Raw genomic sequence first — 15,834 nt, 5'->3', positions numbered from 1 at the left:
TCTATTGAATAGCTTGAATTTCTTCAAGTTGTGCTTGTTGTTCTTCATCTGGAATTGGAGCAAATCCAGTTTCACCAGCAAAGTCATTGATGGTTTCTCCAACATAAACCGCATAGTCATAAACTTCTGGTTTTTCTTGTGCATTATTAACATTTAAATAAGTGAATACTGGACGAGTGTAGTCTGCATAAGGACCCTCTTCTCCGATTGTTTCAAGAGAAGGAGTAACGGCACCATCACCAAAGTCAATGCCTACAGCTTGCACTTGGTCTTGGTTATTGTCATAGTATCCAAAACCAAAGAATCCAATTCCATTAACATCATCTGCAACAAGTGTTACAAGCGTGGAATATTCTTGTTGAAGGTTAATATCACCAACAAGATCTTGTTCTTCTAAAATATCTTCATAGAAGAATTCGTAAGTACCATGGTTTTCATTCGGACCATACGCTTGGATTTTTTCATCTGGCCAGTCAGAATTAATTTCAGACCAATTTGTTACGTTGCCTACGAAAATATCGGTAATTTGTTCAGCAGTTAATTCCGTTGCCCAGTCATTTTCGGGGTTAACTACGATTGTTAAACCGTCTAAAGCTGTTTTAATTTCCATAACTTCAATTCCAAGTTCATCAGCTTTTGCTTGTTCTTCGTCTTTAATTGAACGTGATGCATCATTGAAATCTGTACCATCTTCTACTAAGAATTTTTCAAAACCTGCACTAGTACCTGCACGGCTTACTTCAACAGAAACATTTGGTTGTTCATTAACCATGTATTCTTCTGCTAATCTTGCCATTAACGGATAAACTGTACCAGAACCGTCAATTACAACATTTCCTTCTAATTCTTCAGAAGCATCTGCATTTTCTTCTTCACTAGCAGTATCTTCTGTTTCTTCTGCTTCAGTGTCTGTTTCACTTGCATTTGCTTCTTCATTGTCGTCAGATTCTTCTGAATCACTTCCGCATGCAGCTAATACCCCGATTGTAAGGATAGCTAGTAAAGCTAACAACATGATTTTGAACTTACTCATTTTTTGTTTCCCCCTATATAGCCAATATGATTTAGAAGCTTGTCAATTAAGCTTCTCTTACATCGTAACTTACAACTATTAACCTACTATTAACCCAATGTTAAGACATTGTAAATTCGACATTATTATTTAAATTAAGACGTAGAGACAATGAAAGCGAAGGATACTAGATTGTAAGGATATTTAATAATTTCCTCTACTTAAAAGGAATTATACTGACATAAGTGCATAAAAAAACGGAACTAGATTACTAGTTCCGCTTTTTTATCCTGTTACTCATCATTTTCCACTTGTTCTTGTTTTTCTTCGTCACTTTTATCTTTTAATTCATAATAGGCTTCGATAATTTTCTTACCAATAGCATGGTGAACTGCATGTCTGCTACTATTTGTTCCATTTTCAGGAACTATGACTGCAAAAGCAATCTCTGGATTTTCAGCAGGACTATACCCAACTAAAGATAAATTCTCTGTCTCATCGACTTTCACTGGTTTTCCGTCGATATCTTTATACTTTGTTCGCTGAGCTGTACCTGTTTTTCCAGCCACCTCATAAGGAAAATTACTCCACGGATTAGAAGCCGTACCATTTGTAAATACACGTCTAAACCCTTCTTGCACTCGTTCTATATATTTATCATCCATGTCAACACGATTTAGCACTTCTGGACTAAAGGATTCAATAATCTTACCTGGTGTACCATCTCCATTACCTGCTTCTCTGATTTCCTCAACCAGACGAGGTTTCATTCTGTATCCATCATTGGCAATAGTTGAAACATATTGTGCCAACTGTAAGGTTGTATAAGTATCATACTGACCAATAGATAAGTGGAGTAAGTTCCCTTCGGCAGGATCAGCACCAGTTACACCAGTTGCTTCAAACGGTAAATCAATACCAGTTTTTACTCCTAAACCGAATTGGCTATAGTAATTTCTCATCGTGTCAAACGCACTGTTATCAAAGTTATAAAGTGGTTCTTCATATCGATAGGTTGCTCCGGCTATTTCCATTGCAATTCTCGCCATATATACGTTGGAAGATTCTTGAATAGCATATACATCAGAAATGCTGGGTCCTAAGTCTTTATGAGATTGAAATGGTGGTGTCCCTTTTATTTGGATCGTTCCATCTGCCATATGTGTTCCAATATCAACAACACCTTCCTGATATCCGGCTAACAGTGTCGCACCTTTAATTGCAGAACCTGGCTCATGAGAGTCATAGATGGTTCTGTACGCCTGATTAAGGTATTCATCGTTATCCTCATCATAACGTACACCTGACAATGCTAATATATCTCCAGTTTGCGGGTCCATCACAACTGCCAATGCATCCTCCAGGTACCCTGTATTATTATAAGAATTATTTATAGCAGTACGAAGCTCTTCTTCGACTATTTTATCCACTTCAGACTGAAATTCCATATCAACAGAAAGGACAAGGTCTTTTCCTCTTTCACCTTCAACAACAACATCCGAGTTAATCACGTCTCCTTGCGAATTCGTTGTATATTGTACTTTTTCCTTTCTTCCTCTCAGAACGTGTTCATATTGTTCTTCTAATCCACTTGTTCCAACGCGATCATTCCAAGTGTAGCCATTTGATAAATAAAAATCGCTATTCTCACGTGGTATACCCTCGTCAGATGAAGTTAAATTACCAAAGAAAGAACTTAACGTTCCCTCATACAATCGTTCTCTGTCCCAATCAATTACTGCATCTATACCTGATAAATCATTTAAGTGTTCTGCCACTTGTGCATATTCTGCTTCTGTTAAACCATCATTTACTACAACATGTGGTGATAATTCGTAAGCAGCATCTAGTTCTTTCTTAATGGCAAGTACATTCAGTAAATCAGAAGTCCAATCAAATTCAGCCAAATTTTCTTCGGTAATTGCATCAAGCTCAGCCTGGTACTCCTCTCCAGTTTCAAGCTTTTCTCTTTCTTCTGCTGTTAACAAACCAGCGACTTCATCTCTTTTTTTTAAATACCAATATTCCTTTTTATCACGCTCTCGAATCGCTTCTTCAAGTTCATCTTCATCTTTAATAATGGTGACAAATCTCGATAAATTTTCTGCTAAATCAAGCCGTTCTTCTGCTGTATCACCATTTTTAGGAGGAGTGTAAGTGATCGACTTAATCGCTTTATTATCTAGAATCAGGTTATAATCACTATCATACATTTTACCTCTTGGTACTGGCTTTTCAGATGGGGTGTTCTCTGTTTGATTAATCTGTCGTTGTGCTTCTTCCCCATTAAGTATTTGAACAACACCTAATTGTACAATCAACAATGAAAAAACAAGAAACACGCTCAAAAATAATATATTTATTCGAATAGGCAATTGAGCCTTTTTCTTTTTTAATTTCTTTTTCTTTTTTAAATCCGGATGCTGGTTCATCCTACATTCCCCCTAATGAAAAACATCCCAACTATTATATCATGATCCAGAAACCTTTACTATCTATTTAACAGTATAAATTGATGAATCTGTTCTTCGCACAAAATAATAAGCAAAAAAGTTACCTCCTCCAATAGTCAGCAAAAGAATGGGAATCATGGTTTCAGGATCAACCAGGCTAACACCGACTATAAAAATCAATATAGCTGACACTCTACCAAAATTAACAAATAATTCCCTTATAATGATATATTCTATCCTTAAATCTTTTGCACCTTTCGCTTTTCCAATGATGTCGTACGTCAATGAAATAAACGGAACATTAAAAATAGGATATGCAAATCCTACGACTATTCCATAAACTAGTAACATCCAATAACCTGTTTGAAATACAAATAGGCCAACTCCTGCATATAACAATATTCCACCAAGCAAAATGGCGTGTTTTCTATGTTCCACCTTTAAGAGTTTGGTTACCATAAAATAACCGATAAAAGAACACAATGAGACAGCTAAATTAAACCCACCTAAGGCAAATTCACTATTAGTAGCAATGTAGACCCAAATAGCCACCATAAAAATAAATAAGCCTTCTCTTAACCCTTGGAAAACATGCGCATACAAAATATTACGCCAGTTTCGATTGGTCTTTCTTTCTAATGCTACATGTTTAAAAAAGAATTTGCCAGTTGCTTTTCTTTTCTTTAGAAAAAACGAACATACTACAGCAATTAAAAATAAAAAAAAGGATATAAAGAAAATCAAACTATATCCTTGAAAATTATCAAGCCTAGTGATTATAAAACCTGCAGAAAATGGACCAATCATTCCACCTAATGATTGCAACGTACCTAAAATCCCGTTAAAAAAATCTCTTGTTTCAGGCTCTGTCACTTCGAAGGTTAATACATTAAAAGCTAACCAGTAAAAACCATAACCGATTCCTAAAATTGCACCTAACAAATAGGGAAAACGTGAAGCATTATCACCTGTTAATAATACGGTCACATAGAAAATCGATAAAATTATAACGCCAGTTCTAATAATAATGGTTCTATCTACTTTCTTTGCCCACTTTCCAGCGATAACAAATGATATTGGCTGCAGTATATAAACAAACAAATTATAAATAGCAATATCAATATATTCCCCTGATTGTTTCCATAAGAAAATATTAACAAATGTATTGGATAAAAATGTCGCTAGTGCATATAAGCCGCCTATTGTTAATAATAATTTTAGATCTTTACTATTCGGCATTGTTTTTTTAGAACTTTTCACCATTTCGCTCATCTTTTACACCTCACTACAATCTAACCTTTATTTTGGTCTAGATAATAGCAGATATACATTTAATCAATTAAAGAAAAAAATGTCATGCTCAGATTGAAAAGCGCAAATCGAAGAAATTTCAGAGGAAAATGGAGCAATCATAAAGGGTGATAAGGATAAATAATAAAAGGACTATAGCTTTCAAACTATAGCCCTTTCTTGATTAATTTTAATTATTTCGCTTCGTTATATAAGCTTGCTACTTTATCCCAATCCACTACATTCCAGAAAGCGGCGATGTAGTCAGGACGTTTGTTTTGATATTTAAGGTAATATGCATGCTCCCAAACGTCTAATCCTAAAATTGGAGCTTTACCTTCTGAAATAGGAGTGTCTTGGTTAGGAGTACTAGTAATTTCAAGGTTACCGTTGTCTACTACTAGCCATGCCCATCCTGAACCAAATCGGCCGGCACCAGCTGCAGCAAAACCTTCTTTAAACTTATCAAAGCTACCGAAAGCAGCATTGATTTTGTCCGCAAGTTCACCTGTTGGTTCACCGCCACCGTTTGGAGAAAGTAACGTCCAGAACAAGCTATGGTTAGCATGTCCACCACCGTTGTTTCTTACCGCAGTACGGATGTTTTCAGGAACAGCATCAAGGTTTGCAAGAATGTCTTCGATTGATTTATTTGCTAAATCATCGTGGCCTTCCAATGCAGCATTTAATTTGGTGACATAAGTATTGTGGTGTTTTGTGTGATGAATGTTCATTGTCTCCTTATCAATATGAGGCTCTAATGCATCATATGCATAAGGTAATTCTGGTAAAGTAAAGTTTGCCATGTTTATTCCTCCTATTATTTAATTAGAAAGTATAAAAATCTCTCTATGGCAAATGGTATCAAAACACTAAAATAAAATGCAAATATTTAGCATTTACACAGTCTATGTTTTCTTATATCTTAACAGATATAAAAAAACAAGCTTTTATGTTAGCTTGTTGAAATGGTGGCTCGGGACGGAATCGAACCGCCGACACACGGATTTTCAGTCCGTTGCTCTACCGACTGAGCTACCGAGCCAAAAGATATGTATTTCTTTAAAAATATGTATGGAGGAGGAGGAGGGATTCGAACCCCCGCGGGCGATGAAGCCCCTGGCGGTTTTCAAGACCGCTCCCTTCAGCCGAACTTGGGTACTCCTCCGTTTGAAAAATGGTGGACCCTGCAGGATTCGAACCTGCGACCGATCGGTTATGAGCCGATAGCTCTAACCAACTGAGCTAAGGGTCCTGTATTTTATTTTAATGGGGCGACCGATGGGGATCGAACCCACGCATGTCGGAACCACAATCCGATGTGTTAACCTCTTCACCACGATCGCCATCGTTACTTATAAATAGCGGCGGAGGGGATCGAACCCCCGACCTCACGGGTATGAACCGTACGCTCTAGCCAGCTGAGCTACACCGCCATAATGGCTCCACAGGTAGGATTCGAACCTACGACCGATCGGTTAACAGCCGATTGCTCTACCACTGAGCTACTGTGGAATAAAATTATGTAATCACTGAAGCGACATTTAATAATTTATCACAGCAGGACACATTCGTCAATAGTTTTGTGTGATTTTTTTCTAATAAAGTTATACAAACAGCTTATTCACGAATGAAAAATGGAGGAAGTAGTCATAAAAACTACTTCCATCTTGATCATATTTAGTGCTTTTGTCTTTCTCCTAATACTTCATCAGCTATGTTGACAGCATGATCTCCGATACGTTCAAGGTTACTAATAATGTCTGCAAATACAATACCTGCCGCGCCGGTACATGCTCCCTCATTTAAGCGAATAATATGTTTTTTTCGATATCTTCTTTCCATTTTATCTATTTCATTTTCTTTTTGTACTACATTTAATGCTGCTTCTCTATCCATGTCTTCTAATGCTCTTACAGCCTCTTTCACTGTGCTGATCGTTAAATCAAACATCTCGTTTAGGTCAATCATACCTTGCTCTGTAATATCCACTTTATTAGATATTTTGTAATTAATTAATTCAGTAATGTTTTCAAAATGATCTCCAATTCGTTCAATATCACGTACAGAATTAATTAAGGCAGAATGATTATTTCGTTCTACTTCCGAAAAATTGGTACCTGATAATTCTACTAAATAAGAGGTTATCTCACGATCTAAATTATTTAATGCTCCTTCTAACTGTGAAGCCATCTCCGCATTCTTCTGATTATGGCTGTTTAAAAACATACTTGTTTCTTCAAGCCCTTTGATTGAGTATTTACCCATATGAATAACTTCTGCCTTTGCTTGATCCAAGGCAATAGATGGTGATTGGTTAATAAATATTGGATCTAAATGCTGTGGCTTATATTTTATGGCTGTATCTTCACCAGGAATAATCTTTGTTACTAACAACGCCAATAATCCAATAAATGGAAATTGAATTATCGTATTACTAAAGTTGAAAATACCATGCGCAAACGCAATTGTCATCGATGGATTAAGATCTAGCCATCCTTGTAAATTGGAAATAAAAGCTGTATATACTGTAAGTAAACTTACCACAATTACTGTTCCAATCACATTAAAAATTACATGGGTTAATGCTGCACGACGAGCGGCAACAGTTGCACCAATTGAAGCAATCACTGCTGTTATTGTAGTACCAAGATTATCCCCGAACAACACGGGCAATGCTGCCTTAAGTTCAATTGCCCCTTCTGTCATAAGGCTTTGTAAAATACCAATGGTAGCACTTGAACTTTGAACAATTACAGTGAACACTGTACCTATAACAACACCGAGTATAGGCGTATCGGACATACTTACGGTTAAGTCATGGAACATTTCCATATGTCTTAATGGCTTCAGTCCAGATCCCATTAAATCTAGTCCAAAGAATAAGGAACCAAATCCGAAGATAGTTAATCCAATATTAGATAATTTATTACTTTTTAAGAAAAATAACATAAGTGCACCAACTGCAAGGATTGGCAATGCATATTCTTTAATTTCAATACCAATAATGAAAGCAGTCATTGTTGTACCAATATTTGCCCCCATAATAACGCCAATAGACTGTCTCAACGTCATGAACCCTGCATTAACTAATCCTACCGTAAGTACCGTTGTCCCTGTACTTGTTTGCAATAAAACCGTTACAAAGATACCTGCAAGTACCCCCATAAATGGATTACTCGTTGTCTTGTCCAAAATTTCCTGCAACCGATCACCTGCAGTTTTTTGAAGTCCTTCCCCCATATACTTAATACCAAGAAGAAATATCCCCAAACCACCGATAAACTCAAAAATCATAGTTTGTACATTTACATCCAACAGTGTTCATCCCTTCTCACAAAACATTATCTTTCTTTAGTATTATCACCAATGTGTCAAAAGTATTGCCTTCTTTCCCGTTTTTTCTATATTTCTAAGATTGCACCGACAAAATTAGACAACACTTTTCACGCATACCAATTCATTATTAATGATTTGTTGAGGGTTTGTAAAGTAATTTTCTTAAAATTTACAAAACCTTAACAAACAATTTCATTATAACAATATTCGGACATAATAACAGACCTTTTGACAAAATTTTTGTTATTATTCCACTGAAGCACGAGTCCTCCTAACAAAGGCTACAGGGACACACTGCGAAAGCTTGCTTGAGTAGATGTGGACTTAAGATGTTAACACTTATTCAAAGAACATGGAGAGAACCACATTACGTGAAGTTTCTGTTTAGTTTATGTAAACGGAGGTGATTAAAACAACAAAAATGCACAAAAATAAAAAAGTCTACTTTTAATCAGCAGACTTTTTTTGTAACTTTTCACTATCCTTTACCAGTATCTTCGTTCCGTCTACATCCATGACTTCCACTTCGGTATCTTTCGCGACCCATTTTCCTTGTGTAATTGCGCTATATTCTTCATCACCGATCATTACCGTACCAATAGGTCTCATATCTGTCGTTGTTATTCCTCTTTTACCGACTAACTCTTTGTACGATTGATTGATACTTGAATACCCTGCTTCTTCTGTCAGTTGATCAAACAACGTTATTTTGGTCCACATTTGACGCTTCTTAAAAACTTTTAAAAAGGCAAACGAACTGATGCCACCTATAAACACACCTATTACAGCGTATAAGCCAGCAACCATGTTAGGTGCGGTAAATCCAACAGACACGAACATACATACAAGACCAATTACTGCCAAGGTTCCATCATTTAAAATCTTTCCATCAATAATCATCAGTATTAATCCAAAGAAATATATTATAATCATAACGAAAAACATACCTGGATCTAAAAATGAAGCGAAATAGATAGTGATAAAACCTAAACCTAAAATACTAAATATGCCTTTTGTACTGACGAGTAGTTCACCAATAAGAAAAAGGGTTGCTAGAGCAACGATGACAAAACTCATCCAATCAGCAGTTATCGGAAACATTTATTCACCTCAAATCAGCTTTTTTCTATCTATCATAACATACGAAAAGAAATATTAATTCGTTTCAAATTATTATTTTTTCTTTAAGAATAAGGTTTGGTACTTCTCTTTTTTTATTTTAACCTTTATAATGGACAATGGTAATAAATTTCTGCCACTGATAATGTTTGATAATAAACTCTAACAGAGATTTGCCATTTTATATGCATGAATTTTGGGAAACTGAATTAAAGGAGCGATTTTATTTATGACTTTAATACATCGGAAAGATACACGGCCTTTGAAAGTTGGGAATGTAATGGTTGGAGGCAAAGATCAAGTAGTTATCCAATCCATGACAACTACCAAAACCCACGATGTCGAAGCAACCGTTAAAGAAATTGAACGGCTTGAAGAGGCAGGCTGTCAAATTGTGCGTGTAGCTTGTCCTGACGAACGCGCAGCTAACGCAATTCCTGAAATCAAAAAAAGAATCAACATTCCATTAGTAGTTGATATCCATTTTAATTATAAGCTTGCGCTAAAAGCAATTGAAGGTGGCGCAGATAAAATTCGTATTAACCCAGGTAATATTGGAAAAAGAGATAAAGTGGAAGCAGTAGTAAATGCTGCTAAGGAAAAGGGTATTCCAATGCGAATTGGAGTAAACGCTGGTTCTCTTGAGCGCCACATCCTAGAGAAATACGGTTATCCAACAGCTGAAGGAATGGTTGAAAGTGCCCTTCATCATATTAAAATTTTAGAAGATCTAGATTTTCATGACATTGTTGTATCATTAAAAGCTTCAGATGTAAAATTAGCAATTGAAGCTTATGAAAAAGCAGCAGAAGTTATTCCATATCCTCTACATTTGGGTATCACAGAATCTGGAACTCTTTTTGCAGGGAGTATAAAAAGTGCCGCTGGTATGGGTGCCATCCTAAGTAAAGGGATCGGAAGCACCATGCGTATTTCGTTAAGTGCTGATCCAGTAGAAGAAGTAAAAGTTGCCAAAGAATTATTGAAAACCTTTGGTCTAGCATCTAATGCAGCAACCTTAATTTCCTGTCCAACTTGTGGAAGAATTGAAATTGACCTTATTAAGATTGCAAATGAAGTAGAGGAATATATTTCAACCATAAAAGCACCTATTAAAGTAGCAGTACTTGGTTGTGCAGTAAATGGTCCAGGAGAAGCTCGCGAAGCAGACATTGGTATCGCAGGAGCTCGCGGTGAAGGTTTATTATTCCGTCATGGTGAAATTATTAGAAAAGTACCTGAAGATACGATGGTTGAGGAACTTAAGATTGAAGTCGATAAAATTGCAGAAGAATTTATACAAAAACAAAAAGAAGAAGAAGAAACACAGGAAGTATAATATTTCATGAGAAAGGGCAAGCCTTTTACTAAAAGGCTTGCCCTTCTTTATTATAACGGTACAAATATCAGCGATATTAATATAGAAACAATCGCTGTTACGATAGACGCATTACCTAGCGTATCGGCACCTTGTCGCTTAGAAATAAACCCTAAGACCACACCACCAATAGCAAGTATTAATGGCCAAACAAAAAAGGAAGCTAAAGCTAAAACTAATCCTGCCCAACCATATGCTGTATTGACATCTGATTGCATTTCGGTTTCTTGTTCTTCAGACTCAATCGGACGGTTAAATTCATTTGCTGATAACTCAGCAGACGCCTCAGCTTCCCTTTTATATGCCTCATCTACTGCATACAATTCATCAGTATTTACAAATTGTTTCGACTGCGGCGCTTCATCGATATGACCATTATCGATTTTGGGCGCATTCTCAACACGCTGCTGTTGATCCTGATTCTCTGGCATACTGTTATACCCTCCCTTTCTTTTAGAGGTACATTTTTAGTATGCCTTATTTCTTTTTCGTCTTACGTGGTAAATTCTACTTTCCAATTACGGCGCATATGCTACAAATTCTTTATACTTTTGGGCATTAGTTTGAATGCGTGTGGCATATTCACTATTCGCATGGCCATTTTTAAGCTTATATTGTTCCAACCCTGCCATACCACGATGATAGGCTGTCAATGTTTCGTCCCAATTGTCATATTGTTCATATAAATAATCTACATAGACTAAAGATAATTTTATGGAATAATATGGATCAAATAAAAGCTCATCTTCATATGGCATTTCAGCCATATCTGCTATCCATGGTGCTGTATTTTTCATAAACTGTGCCATACCGTACGCATGGCCATATTTTGTTTCCGGACCAACTAATTCTGGATCAAAATTATCGCCTGTTTCAATTTTTAACAGTTCATAGACGATAAATGGATCGATGCCATACGTTTCTGCTTCTTTTACTAAATAAATGGCCCATGGCCTCAAGAATTTACCATCGCTTTCCTCCACCATGACTTCTGCAATATCAAAATATTTTGGCCAAGTTTCGTGCGTTAATTCAATTTCTTTTTGATTAGCTTGATTAAAGATATATTGAGCTTGAGATTCCACATTTTGCATCTCTTGCTTTAATTCAACCTTATCTTTCTTCAGTGCTTGCATTTCTGATTTATATGAATTTACTTGATAATAGCTCGAACCTATAAGCACCAAAGCCAATACAATGCTAATCCATTGTATTTTTTTTGACATGTAAAAATACACTCCTTTGCTGTCAAAGCATAGCTTGACATTGTAGTTTTAATCTACAGCGGTTTATGTTAGCGAAAAATGTCGATTATTGCAAACAATTCGCACTCTACTCTTATTACCTATATGCACAATACTTAAACATTATTGCATAAAATAAGGAAACGACTACAAAGGAGTTTTTAATATGAACGGTTTAACTAAACGTATAATGGTGAGTAAATTGAAGAAAATCAGTACAAAGGAAATAACAGAATATGCAAATAAATATCGCATTTCTATTACTGAAGAACAAGCGAAGTTAATATCCGGTCATTTAAAGAGGAGCAGTTATGATCCGTTAATTGCCGAAGACCGAGCACAAATGCTAAAAAAACTAGCTCAAATTACAGACATCAAAACCGCCAAAGCTTGCCAACAACTATTTCATAAATTGATTAAAGAATATGGAGTAGAAGATTATTTCAAATAATTAAGAAGAACGCAATCCACGAAAAGTGATTTAATTGATGTTTCCTTCAATCAAAAAAGTAAGAGACATCCATCAGTGAGTGGTTTTACGTAAGATTAGCTCCGTGATTAAAGAAAAGAAAGCCCCTTTCATTTTAAATGTAAGGGGCTAATCTTAAATATTGCAACTGGAAGATATTTAGAAAGTGAATATATTCCAGTCAGGTTAAGAAATTACTGATTTACAATCTGTTCTTTTAAATCTTTAACAAAAGAACCATTCTTCAACATTTCAATCTCAAATTTATATGGAGGTTTTTTATTTTTCTTATCTTCTCCAACATAAGGAGTTTCTAAAATCTTAGGCAATTCTGCTAATTGATCATGATGGACAATATTATGAATCGTCTCAAACCCAATATGTCCAAAGCCAATATTTTCATGACGGTCTTTTCCGGCACCCTGTACATTTTTACTGTCATTAATATGAACTACTTTTAATCGATCAAGACCAATTATTTTATCAAATTCATTTAAGACACCATCAAAATCATCAACAATCGGATATCCAGCATCATGAATGTGACAAGTATCCATACAGATCGAAAGTTTCTCATTATGTGTTACACCATCGATAATTCTTGCTAATTCATCAAAATTGCGACCAATTTCTGACCCTTTACCAGCCATTGTTTCCAATGCAATTTGAACATCTTGATTGGGATCCAATACCTCATTTAATCCTTTAATAATTTTGGCTATTCCTTTATCTACACCTTCCCCAACATGTGAACCTGGATGAAGTACAATTTGTTTAGCGCCAAGTGCTTCTGTTCGATCAATTTCATTCTTTAAAAACGTTACTCCTAGTTCAAATGTTTCTTTCTTTGTCGTATTACCAATATTGATAATATATGGTGCATGGACAACCATATCGACTATACCGTTTTGCTCCATATGTTGACTACCTAATTCAATATTTAACTCTTCGATTGGTTTTCTTCTAGTATTTTGTGGAGCTCCTGTATAAATCATAAAGGCGGTTGAACCATATGACACTGCCTCTTCACTTGAACCTAAAAGCATTTTCTTTCCACTCAATGATACGTGTGATCCAATTTTCAACATAATACCTCTCACCTTTTCTATTTTTTCTTAAATTGATTTCTTTCTATTTTCTTTTTTGCGTTTTGTTGTTGTTTTTTTAATTTTTTCTTATAAGCCGGCTTCACTTTTTGAGGTTTTCTTACTTGTTGCCACGCTTTTTTCTCCGTGTCATTTTCCTGTCTTTCGCGCTTTTGCCTTACATTCCATGCTTTAGCTTCACGCCATTCTCCTTTTGAGACATCATAAAATGTAAAAGTTAATCCCTTTTTCTCTAATTTTTTAATAAGTGCTACATCTTCCTCATGGTAAAGACTTATCGCTGTACCTTCCATTCCCGCTCGAGCTGTTCTGCCGACACGATGCAAATAGAACGATTCCTCTTTTGGTAAATTTGCATTAATTACATGGCTTACACCCTTAATATCAATACCACGTGAAGCAAGATCTGTCGCTACGATATATTGATATTTTAGCTGCTGAATTTCTTTAAGGGCTCTTTTTCGTTCTCGCTGTTTAAGACCACCATGAATGAGACCAACTTCTAATCCTTTAGCCTGTAAATTTTTTGCTAACTGATTAGCATTTTCCTTTCCGTTCGTAAAAATAATAGCTAAATACGGTTGAATTACCTTGGAAATTTCAAAAATGACATCAGCTTGTTCGCGATGTCGAAGATCAATTAAACGATGCTCCAGATTTTCAGGAGCTAACCGATCATCAATATTGACATAAAGAGGTGCATGTAAATATTTCTTGAGAAAAGGCTGTAATCTTTCCGGAATAGTTGCCGAAAACACCATCACTTGAATGTCAGGATGTGCATTTGTAAGTATCCGGTCAATTTCTTCAATAAGTCCTAATTCCAACATTAAATCTGTTTCATCCATTACAAAAGACTTTGCGGAATAAATATCTAATACACCTTCCTGAACCAGATCTAAAATTCGTCCGGGTGTACCTACCACTATGTGTGGTGCTTGTTTCATTTTTTCCACCATTCGTTTTTTATCTGTGCCGCCTATAATGAGTTTCGCACGCCACTTATCTTCATCATTAGATAATTGCATGATTTTTTTCGCTTCATCATATATTTGAGTAGCAAGTTCTCTAGTTGGTGCGGTTAACACAATTTGTGTTTTGGATTGATCGATATCGATTTTATTCAATAATGGAATCAAAAAGGCGTGAGTCTTGCCTGATCCGGTTTCCGATTGTCCGATAATGTCTTTTCCTTTTAAAGCCTCTGGAATGACCTTGGCTTGAATGGCAGTTGGCTCATAAAATCCTAGCTTACCAATCACTTCATTCATCCAATCATCCAATGCGTATTGTTTAAATAAATGTTTTTCCATGTTAATCTCCTTCTAGTTAGCAAATATCTTTGTCAATTGTAGCAAATACCTTTATAATATAAGTATTGGACAAATTCAAGTCCGTTATTAACATTTTACTTGATCTCTAGTAGAAAGTACAGAGGGGGAACCACGATGGAAGTAATTAAGATTGCTCCTAGAGGATATTGTTATGGAGTTGTCGATGCAATGGTAATTGCTCAAAATGCAGTGAAAGATCCCAATCTACCTCGCCCTATTTATATACTTGGTATGATTGTTCATAATTCGCATGTAACCAACGCCTTTCAAGAACAAGGTGTTTACACATTAGACGGAAATAATCGCGGTGAGCTTTTAGAAAACATTGAAGACGGTACTGTTATTTTTACAGCTCATGGTGTCTCACCAGAGGTAAAAAATCGTGCAGAAAAAAAAGGGCTGACTGTACTGGATGCAACGTGTCCTGATGTTACGAGAACACATGATTTAATACGCGATAAAGTAAAAGATAATTATGAAATTGTCTATATTGGCAAGAAAGGCCATCCTGAACCTGAGGGTGCAGTAGGTGTAGCACCGGACCATGTTCATTTAATACAAAATCAGGAAGATGCCGAAAAACTTAAGATCGATTCAGCAAAAATATTAGTAACAAATCAAACTACGATGAGTCAATGGGATGTTCATGATGTGATGTTAAGAGTACAAGAAAAATATCCACAAACAGAGTTGGAACAGGAAATCTGCATGGCAACCCAGGTTCGACAGGAAGCAGTAGCAGAACAAGCAAAGGATGCCGATTTAACTTTAGTTGTTGGAGATCCACGCAGTAATAACTCCAACCGCTTAGCTCAAGTTTCCATTGAAAAAGCTGATACTCAAGCTTATCGAATAGCTGATGTATCTGAAATTCAATATGAATGGTTAGAAGGTGTTTCCAAAGTTGCCGTTACTGCTGGTGCTTCTACACCGACACCAATCGCAAAAGAAGTAATCAAATTTATCGAACAATATAACCCAAATGATCCTGAAACTTGGGATCGCACTTCGAAAGTACAGAAAGACAAGATCTTACCAAAAGTAAAAGCTAAAAAATAAGAAGCAAGCGCCATTATGGCGCTTGCTTCTT

13 protein-coding genes and 6 tRNA genes are annotated in these 15,834 nt (G+C 36.0%); 3 read left to right on the top strand and 16 right to left on the bottom strand.

Annotated elements, in window-relative coordinates:
* Position 1: 1 nt before the first annotated feature.
* The 12 genes from BM121_RS09025 to BM121_RS08970 all read right to left on the bottom strand — a co-directional run bounded on the left by BM121_RS09025 (position 2) and on the right by BM121_RS08970 (position 9,195).
* Entirely contained in the window at positions 2–1,033 is a 1,032-nt protein-coding gene (locus BM121_RS09025) for a PstS family phosphate ABC transporter substrate-binding protein (protein WP_091483310.1), read from the bottom strand.
* A 272-nt stretch (positions 1,034–1,305) separates the two neighbouring features.
* On the bottom strand, positions 1,306–3,444 hold the full coding sequence (locus tag BM121_RS09020) for a peptidoglycan D,D-transpeptidase FtsI family protein (protein ID WP_091483309.1): 2,139 nt from the start codon (positions 3,442–3,444) through the stop codon (positions 1,306–1,308).
* Positions 3,445–3,507: 63 nt separating this feature from the next.
* Positions 3,508–4,737, bottom strand: coding sequence for an MFS transporter (locus tag BM121_RS09015; protein WP_091483308.1), 1,230 nt, complete (start codon positions 4,735–4,737; stop codon positions 3,508–3,510).
* A gap of 212 nt (positions 4,738–4,949) precedes the next feature.
* A complete protein-coding gene (sodA, locus tag BM121_RS09010) occupies positions 4,950–5,561 on the bottom strand; it encodes a superoxide dismutase SodA (RefSeq protein WP_091483307.1) in 612 nt (203 codons plus the stop codon).
* A 163-nt stretch (positions 5,562–5,724) separates the two neighbouring features.
* Positions 5,725–5,800: transfer RNA gene (locus tag BM121_RS09005), tRNA-Phe, on the bottom strand.
* 30 nt (positions 5,801–5,830) lie between these two features.
* Positions 5,831–5,923: transfer RNA gene (locus BM121_RS09000), tRNA-Ser, on the bottom strand.
* A gap of 10 nt (positions 5,924–5,933) precedes the next feature.
* Positions 5,934–6,010 (bottom strand) — tRNA-Ile (locus BM121_RS08995).
* A gap of 15 nt (positions 6,011–6,025) precedes the next feature.
* Positions 6,026–6,101, bottom strand: a tRNA-His gene (locus BM121_RS08990).
* 16 nt (positions 6,102–6,117) lie between these two features.
* A tRNA-Met gene (locus BM121_RS08985) sits at positions 6,118–6,191 on the bottom strand.
* Positions 6,192–6,195: 4 nt separating this feature from the next.
* Positions 6,196–6,270 (bottom strand) — tRNA-Asn (locus tag BM121_RS08980).
* A gap of 165 nt (positions 6,271–6,435) precedes the next feature.
* Complete coding sequence (locus tag BM121_RS08975; RefSeq protein WP_091483306.1) at positions 6,436–8,073, bottom strand: Na/Pi cotransporter family protein; 1,638 nt, start codon at positions 8,071–8,073, stop codon at positions 6,436–6,438.
* A gap of 468 nt (positions 8,074–8,541) precedes the next feature.
* Positions 8,542–9,195: an NfeD family protein gene (locus BM121_RS08970; protein ID WP_091483305.1), complete on the bottom strand. Its 654-nt coding sequence runs from the start codon at positions 9,193–9,195 to the stop codon at positions 8,542–8,544.
* A gap of 247 nt (positions 9,196–9,442) precedes the next feature.
* Between BM121_RS08970 and ispG the strand changes: the two genes are divergently transcribed.
* Positions 9,443–10,552 carry a flavodoxin-dependent (E)-4-hydroxy-3-methylbut-2-enyl-diphosphate synthase gene (gene ispG / locus BM121_RS08965; RefSeq protein ID WP_091483304.1) on the top strand — a complete coding sequence of 370 codons (1,110 nt, stop codon included), beginning with the start codon at positions 9,443–9,445 and terminating at the stop codon, positions 10,550–10,552.
* Between the two features lie 50 nt (positions 10,553–10,602).
* Here the strand turns inward: ispG and BM121_RS08960 are convergent, their stop codons facing one another.
* On the bottom strand, positions 10,603–11,022 hold the full coding sequence (locus BM121_RS08960; RefSeq protein WP_091483303.1) for a DUF4190 domain-containing protein: 420 nt from the start codon (positions 11,020–11,022) through the stop codon (positions 10,603–10,605).
* 87 nt (positions 11,023–11,109) lie between these two features.
* Positions 11,110–11,817 carry a lytic transglycosylase domain-containing protein gene (locus BM121_RS08955; protein ID WP_091483302.1) on the bottom strand — a complete coding sequence of 236 codons (708 nt, stop codon included), beginning with the start codon at positions 11,815–11,817 and terminating at the stop codon, positions 11,110–11,112.
* A 184-nt stretch (positions 11,818–12,001) separates the two neighbouring features.
* On the opposite strand from BM121_RS08955, the gene BM121_RS08950 reads away from it, so the two are divergent.
* Entirely contained in the window at positions 12,002–12,286 is a 285-nt protein-coding gene (locus BM121_RS08950; RefSeq protein WP_091483301.1) for a DUF2624 family protein, read from the top strand.
* Positions 12,287–12,498: 212 nt separating this feature from the next.
* Here BM121_RS08950 and BM121_RS08945 read toward each other — a convergent pair whose 3' ends face one another.
* Positions 12,499–13,392 (bottom strand): deoxyribonuclease IV, encoded by an 894-nt coding sequence (locus BM121_RS08945; protein ID WP_091483300.1) that lies wholly within the window; start codon positions 13,390–13,392, stop codon positions 12,499–12,501.
* Between the two features lie 17 nt (positions 13,393–13,409).
* On the bottom strand, positions 13,410–14,723 hold the full coding sequence (locus BM121_RS08940) for a DEAD/DEAH box helicase (RefSeq protein ID WP_091483299.1): 1,314 nt from the start codon (positions 14,721–14,723) through the stop codon (positions 13,410–13,412).
* A gap of 135 nt (positions 14,724–14,858) precedes the next feature.
* On the opposite strand from BM121_RS08940, the gene BM121_RS08935 reads away from it, so the two are divergent.
* A complete protein-coding gene (locus tag BM121_RS08935) occupies positions 14,859–15,803 on the top strand; it encodes a 4-hydroxy-3-methylbut-2-enyl diphosphate reductase (protein WP_091483298.1) in 945 nt (314 codons plus the stop codon).
* The last annotated feature ends 31 nt before the right edge of the window (positions 15,804–15,834 follow it).

It is taken from the genome of Gracilibacillus orientalis (assembly GCF_900114645.1).
Lineage (GTDB): Bacteria > Bacillota > Bacilli > Bacillales > Amphibacillaceae > Gracilibacillus > Gracilibacillus orientalis.
Note: the sequence above shows the minus strand (reverse complement) of the source record. Positions and strands in the feature narration are given on the sequence as shown.

Bases quoted from the DNA above. Each gene is read 5' to 3' on its own strand.
- ispG (WP_091483304.1), top strand. From the start codon at position 9,443: ATGACTTTAATACATCGGAAAGATACACGGCCTTTGAAAGTTGGGAAT.
- BM121_RS09015 (WP_091483308.1), bottom strand. From the start codon at position 4,737: ATGAGCGAAATGGTGAAAAGTTCTAAAAAAACAATGCCGAATAGTAAA.
- BM121_RS08960 (WP_091483303.1), bottom strand. From the start codon at position 11,022: ATGCCAGAGAATCAGGATCAACAGCAGCGTGTTGAGAATGCGCCCAAA.
- BM121_RS08955 (WP_091483302.1), bottom strand. From the start codon at position 11,817: ATGTCAAAAAAAATACAATGGATTAGCATTGTATTGGCTTTGGTGCTT.
- BM121_RS08940 (WP_091483299.1), bottom strand. From the start codon at position 14,723: ATGGAAAAACATTTATTTAAACAATACGCATTGGATGATTGGATGAAT.
- BM121_RS09025 (WP_091483310.1), bottom strand. From the start codon at position 1,033: ATGAGTAAGTTCAAAATCATGTTGTTAGCTTTACTAGCTATCCTTACA.
- BM121_RS08950 (WP_091483301.1), top strand. From the start codon at position 12,002: ATGAACGGTTTAACTAAACGTATAATGGTGAGTAAATTGAAGAAAATC.
- BM121_RS08935 (WP_091483298.1), top strand. From the start codon at position 14,859: ATGGAAGTAATTAAGATTGCTCCTAGAGGATATTGTTATGGAGTTGTC.
- sodA (WP_091483307.1), bottom strand. From the start codon at position 5,561: ATGGCAAACTTTACTTTACCAGAATTACCTTATGCATATGATGCATTA.
- BM121_RS08945 (WP_091483300.1), bottom strand. From the start codon at position 13,392: ATGTTGAAAATTGGATCACACGTATCATTGAGTGGAAAGAAAATGCTT.
- BM121_RS09020 (WP_091483309.1), bottom strand. From the start codon at position 3,444: ATGAACCAGCATCCGGATTTAAAAAAGAAAAAGAAATTAAAAAAGAAA.
- BM121_RS08970 (WP_091483305.1), bottom strand. From the start codon at position 9,195: ATGTTTCCGATAACTGCTGATTGGATGAGTTTTGTCATCGTTGCTCTA.